The sequence below is a fragment of the Psychrobacillus antarcticus genome (genome assembly GCF_029533155.1).
GTDB lineage: Bacteria > Bacillota > Bacilli > Bacillales_A > Planococcaceae > Psychrobacillus > Psychrobacillus antarcticus.
Map to the genome: position 1 here is coordinate 1 of NZ_JAIZDB010000065.1, position 1311 is coordinate 1311.

1 rRNA gene is annotated in these 1311 nt (G+C 50.3%); it reads left to right on the top strand.

Annotation, left to right across the window (positions count from 1 at the left end):
* A 23S ribosomal RNA gene (locus LDK52_RS19870) occupies positions 1-1311 on the top strand; the annotation flags it as partial.

Sequence of the window (1311 nt, forward strand, 5' to 3'; positions counted from 1 at the left end):
TCGATTCCCTGAGTAGCGGCGAGCGAAACGGGAATAGCCCAAACCAAAAGGCTTGCCTTTTGGGGTTGTAGGACACTCTACATAGAGTTACAAAGGAATGAGTTAGACGAAGCGATCTGGAAAGGTCCGCAGGATAGGGTAAAAGCCCCGTAGTCTAAAACCCATTCTCTCTTGAGTGTATCCTGAGTACGGCGGAACACGTGAAATTCCGTCGGAATCTGGGAGGACCATCTCCCAAGGCTAAATACTACCTAGTGACCGATAGTGAACCAGTACCGTGAGGGAAAGGTGAAAAGCACCCCGGAAGGGGAGTGAAATAGATCCTGAAACCGTGTGCCTACAAGTAGTTAGAGCCCGTTAATGGGTGATAGCGTGCCTTTTGTAGAATGAACCGGCGAGTTACGATCCCATGCAAGGTTAAGTCGAGAAGACGGAGCCGCAGCGAAAGCGAGTCTGAATAGGGCGAATGAGTATGTGGTCGTAGACCCGAAACCAGGTGATCTACCCATGTCCAGGATGAAGGTAAGGTAACACTTACTGGAGGTCCGAACCCACGCACGTTGAAAAGTGCGGGGATGAGGTGTGGGTAGCGGAGAAATTCCAATCGAACCTGGAGATAGCTGGTTCTCTCCGAAATAGCTTTAGGGCTAGCCTCAAACGTTAGAATCTTGGAGGTAGAGCACTGTTTGGACTAGGGGCCCATCCCGGGTTACCGAATTCAGACAAACTCCGAATGCCAATGATTTATGTTTGGGAGTCAGACTGCGAGTGATAAGATCCGTAGTCAAGAGGGAAACAGCCCAGACCACCAGCTAAGGTCCCAAAGTATTTGTTAAGTGGAAAAGGATGTGGCGTTGCTTAGACAACCAGGATGTTGGCTTAGAAGCAGCCATCATTTAAAGAGTGCGTAATAGCTCACTGGTCGAGTGACGCTGCGCCGAAAATGTATCGGGGCTAAACAAATCACCGAAGCTGTGGATTGATACCTATGGTATCAGTGGTAGGAGAGCGTTCTAAGGGCGTTGAAGTCAGACCGGAAGGACTGGTGGAGCGCTTAGAAGTGAGAATGCCGGTATGAGTAGCGAAAGACGGGTGAGAATCCCGTCCACCGTATGACTAAGGTTTCCTGAGGAAGGCTCGTCCGCTCAGGGTTAGTCGGGACCTAAGCCGAGGCCGATAGGCGTAGGCGATGGATAACAGGTTGATATTCCTGTACCACCAAACCACCGTTTGAGTAATGGGGGGACGCAGAAGGATAGGGTAAGCATGCTGTTGGTTATGCATGTCCAAGCAGTAAGGTGTGAATGTAGG